Here is a 3,965-nt window from a genome sequence, read left to right as displayed (position 1 = left end):
AGATTCACTAGCTTTTTCATATTATGAATTTTTTTCAACTATTTTTTTAATTTTTTTGTTAAACTCACGTCTTGGCATCATTATGTTATTATCACACTTTAGGCATTTTATCTTTATATCTGCCCCCATACGTGTAATTTGCCATCTATTTGTGCCACAAGGGTGTTGTTTTTTCATTTCAACTATGTCATTTAATTCATATTCCATAATCCAACCTCCTATTTTTCTTCATTTGATGTTAATGAAGATTTAAACTCTTTATAGAAATCACGTCTTAATCTCGTTTCAATATCATTTTTCTTTCCGACTTTAGCTTTTCCAATAACATGTATCGTAACAACATTATCTGCGATTTTTTCTATATAATCGATGTGTAATTTATCATTTTTATATAATAAATCATGATATTCTTTAGAGTTATTAGCATTGCCTATTACTTTATTAACTCTCTCTTCAATTTTTTCAATAGACTCATCAATCTTAATTGGTAGTTCTACTAATGCTAAATTGTACATTAACGAATAATTTACAACCTGATTAATCGTTCCATTCGGAATGAAGTATACTTCACCATCTTTAGAACGAATTTTCGTAGAACGTAATCCAAGTGACATTACATAACCTCCAGCGATAAATGCAGCTTGATTATAAATCTTGACATTATCACCTACATCAAATTGACCTTCAAGGATGATAAAAAAGCCAGATATAATATCTTTAACTAAACTCTGTGCACCAAATCCAATCGCAACTGATGCAATACCAGCACTAGCCACAATACTCGTAGTATTAACTCCTAAGATTGATAAAACTTGGAAAAATGCAATAAAGTATATTGTATAACGAACTGCACTTTTAACAAGTTTGTTCAATGTTTCTGATCTTTTCTCATTAAACTTGATATTAAATTTTTTATTAGTATTATCTCTCGGTGTCATTATGTAATCAGTAATTCTACTAAATATACGAACAACTATTGAAGCAACAACAAAAATACATAAAATTAATAATATTTTCTCTAAAACTGTAATTAATAAATCAGTATTCTTAATTATAGCGTGTATTTTTTCAACAAAATTCATAATTATTCTTCCTTGAATAATGAAATAATACGTTCAAATTCATCATTATCTTTGAACTCAATTTCAATCTTACCTTTTTTATTACGACCTTGTTTAATCGTTACCGCTGTTCCAAGACGTTTTTTAAGAATATTTTCTTGTTCTTCTATAAAAATATCCTTAACCTTAGGTTTCTTAACCTCTTTTGGTTTCAATAACTTCGTTACATATTCTTCTAACTCACGAACAGACATCTTTCTTTCAATTACTAAAGTACAGACATCTTCCATAGCTTTTTTAGTTTTTAATGCAAGTAACGTTCTCGCATGAGCCGTACTTATAACCCCTTGCTCAAGTTTATTTTTAATTTCTGTTGGTAACTTTAATAGTCGTAAACTATTTGCTATATACGGTCTACTTTTCCCAAGTTTCTTAGCCAATTCTTCTTGGGTTAATGACATTTTGTCCATCAGATTTTTATAGCTTTCTGACTCTTCTAAAGCAGATAAATCTTCACGTTGTAAGTTTTCTAACACTGCAAAGACCATCATTTCTTCATCTGTCATCTCTTTAACAATAGAAGGGATCTCTTTTCTGCCTAATAGTTCAAAAGCTCTATAACGACGCTCACCTGCTATAATATAATAACCTTTTACAGCTTTTTTTACGATAATAGGTTGTAATAAACCATTTTTTTCGATAGATTCTTTTAATTCATTTAATTTTTCTTCATTAAAATAAGTACGTGGTTGATATGGATTCTTTTTAATCTCATCAAGTGCAATTCCCACTATTTTATCATTATCTGTAACTAACTCAACATTTTCTGTAGCAAAAATAGCATCAAGTCCACGTCCTAAACCTTTACCTAATTTCTTAACCACGTTCAATCACCTCTTTAGCTAGAGATAAATATTGTTTTGCTCCGTTAGAATTTTTTGCATATTCAATAATTGGTTCACCAAAACTTGGCGCTTCGCTTAGACGTACAGTTCTTGAAATAACTGTTTCGAATGCTTTGTCTTTGAAATGCTCTCTTACTTGTTCTGCTACTTGATTAGATATATTTGTTCTGCTATCAGTCATAGTAAGTAATACCCCAAAAATATCCAATTTAGAATTAAGATGTTTTCTTACTATATTAAATGTATTCATAAGCTGACTAAGGCCTTCTAAGGCATAATATTCCGTCTGTACGGGGATTACTACTCCATCAGCTGCAGTTAGTGAATTTAACGTAATAAGACCTAAAGATGGAGGACAATCGATTACTACATAATCATACTCTTCTTTAATTTCAGATATTGCATTTTTCATGCGTTGCTCACGACTAATTGCTGAAACAAGCTCAACTTCTGCACCTGCTAATGCAATACTAGAAGGCACAATATCAAGATTTTCATAAGCTGTTTTAATTATTACATCATTAATATTAACTTCATCTACAAGGATATTATAGATTGACTGACTTATAGCTGCTTTATCTACACCAACACCACTTGTGGCATTCGCCTGTGGATCTGTATCAATTAATAGTACTTTCTTTTTAAGATGAGCTAAAGAAGCTGCTAAATTTATTGAAGTAGTCGTTTTTCCTACTCCACCTTTTTGATTACATATCGCTAATATTTTCATCTTTTACCTCATTTTTGGCAAAGCGTGGAACAGTAACTTTAATAACCACACTATCCATATTTTCTTCTTCTTCTTTATTAAGACTAACATTATATTTTTCTTCTAATTTTGCTATTTCTTTTGTAAGTTTAGCAATAACTTTCTGACCATCATAATTAACTCCAGTATTGAAAACTTTTATATCTTTTTTTATTTTTAGATACGTATCAATCTTTTCTTCAGTTTGAGAAACATTCAAATTCTGTGATAAAATCTGAACTAATAATTTCTCTTGAGCAGAAGCATCTAATTTTACCATAGCACGACCATGACGTTCAGTAATTTTCTTAGTATTAATAGCATCTATAACCTTTTTACTGAGCTTTAATAAACGAAGTTTATTTGCTACAGTTGCTTGTGTTTTCCCTAAGGATTTAGCTAGCTCATCTTGTGTAAGTTTATTTATTTGCAGTAATTCCTGATAAGCATACGCCTCTTCAATTGGGGTTAATTCTTCCCTCTGAATATTTTCAATTAATGCAAGGGTAGCCATTTGCTCGTCCGTTAACTCTTTGACTATGGCTTTTGTTTTTACATACTGCAAATATTTGATAGCTCTAAGACGACGTTCTCCTGCGATAAGCTCATAGAAGCCATCTCCTATATCACGTACAGTAATAGATTGAAGTAACCCATTTTGTTTAATTGATTCAGCTAGTTCTTGTATCTTCTCTTCTGTAAACTCTCTTCGTGGTTGATATTTATTCGGTACAATCTTCTCAACTAAAATCTCTCTGAGTACATCATCATCTGAAATCCCCACTTTCTCTGCTCTTTGTGTTAAATCATATAGCTTACTAAATGGTTTTACACTTTCTGTCATATTTTACCTCCTAGAACCTTTTCTACACTTATACAATATCATATTTAAAAACTTTTGTCAAAAATATTTCCCGATATATACTATCTCATAAGGCTGTTAAATTAGTACTTTGGAAGAATATTTCCGGAACAAAGTAGATATTATATTAAAGACAATAAAAAAAGTGTAACCATAAATGATTACACCTTGTACAGGGACGGCAGGAATCGAACCCACACCAAAGGTTTTGGAGACCTTTGTTCTACCGTTAAACTACGTCCCTAAGAATGGTGGGAAGAAGTGGATTCGAACCACTGAACCCGAAGGAGCGGATTTACAGTCCGCCGCGTTTAGCCTCTTCGCTATCTTCCCTAAATATAAAAAAATGCCGGCCAGAGGACTTGAACCCCCGACCTACTGATTACAAG

The 3,965-nt window shown here is 31.5% G+C and carries 5 protein-coding genes and 2 tRNA genes; all 7 read right to left on the bottom strand.

Annotation, left to right across the window (positions count from 1 at the left end; all coding sequences use genetic code 11):
• Window positions 1–21: 21 nt before the first annotated feature.
• The 7 genes from RWN11_RS07435 to RWN11_RS07405 all read right to left on the bottom strand — a co-directional run bounded on the left by RWN11_RS07435 (window position 22) and on the right by RWN11_RS07405 (window position 3,909).
• Window positions 22–207, bottom strand: a complete 186-nt coding sequence (locus tag RWN11_RS07435) for a DUF951 domain-containing protein (protein ID WP_003143961.1) — start codon at window positions 205–207, stop codon at window positions 22–24.
• Between the two features lie 11 nt (window positions 208–218).
• Window positions 219–1,082 carry a mechanosensitive ion channel family protein gene (locus tag RWN11_RS07430; protein WP_314161096.1) on the bottom strand — a complete coding sequence of 288 codons (864 nt, stop codon included), beginning with the start codon at window positions 1,080–1,082 and terminating at the stop codon, window positions 219–221.
• Between the two features lie 2 nt (window positions 1,083–1,084).
• On the bottom strand, window positions 1,085–1,945 hold the full coding sequence (locus RWN11_RS07425) for a ParB/RepB/Spo0J family partition protein (protein WP_314161095.1): 861 nt from the start codon (window positions 1,943–1,945) through the stop codon (window positions 1,085–1,087).
• Entirely contained in the window at window positions 1,938–2,696 is a 759-nt protein-coding gene (locus RWN11_RS07420; protein WP_314161094.1) for an AAA family ATPase, read from the bottom strand. Before RWN11_RS07420 ends, RWN11_RS07425 begins: the two co-directional genes overlap by 8 nt.
• A complete protein-coding gene (locus tag RWN11_RS07415) occupies window positions 2,674–3,558 on the bottom strand; it encodes a ParB/RepB/Spo0J family partition protein (protein WP_314161093.1) in 885 nt (294 codons plus the stop codon). Before RWN11_RS07415 ends, RWN11_RS07420 begins: the two co-directional genes overlap by 23 nt.
• A 191-nt stretch (window positions 3,559–3,749) precedes the next feature.
• Window positions 3,750–3,820 (bottom strand) — tRNA-Trp (locus RWN11_RS07410).
• Between the two features lie 5 nt (window positions 3,821–3,825).
• Window positions 3,826–3,909, bottom strand: a tRNA-Tyr gene (locus RWN11_RS07405).
• Between the last annotated feature and the right edge of the window lie 56 nt (window positions 3,910–3,965).

This window comes from uncultured Gemella sp. (genome assembly GCF_963519265.1).
Classification (GTDB): domain Bacteria; phylum Bacillota; class Bacilli; order Staphylococcales; family Gemellaceae; genus Gemella.
Note: the sequence above shows the minus strand (reverse complement) of the source record. Positions and strands in the feature narration are given on the sequence as shown.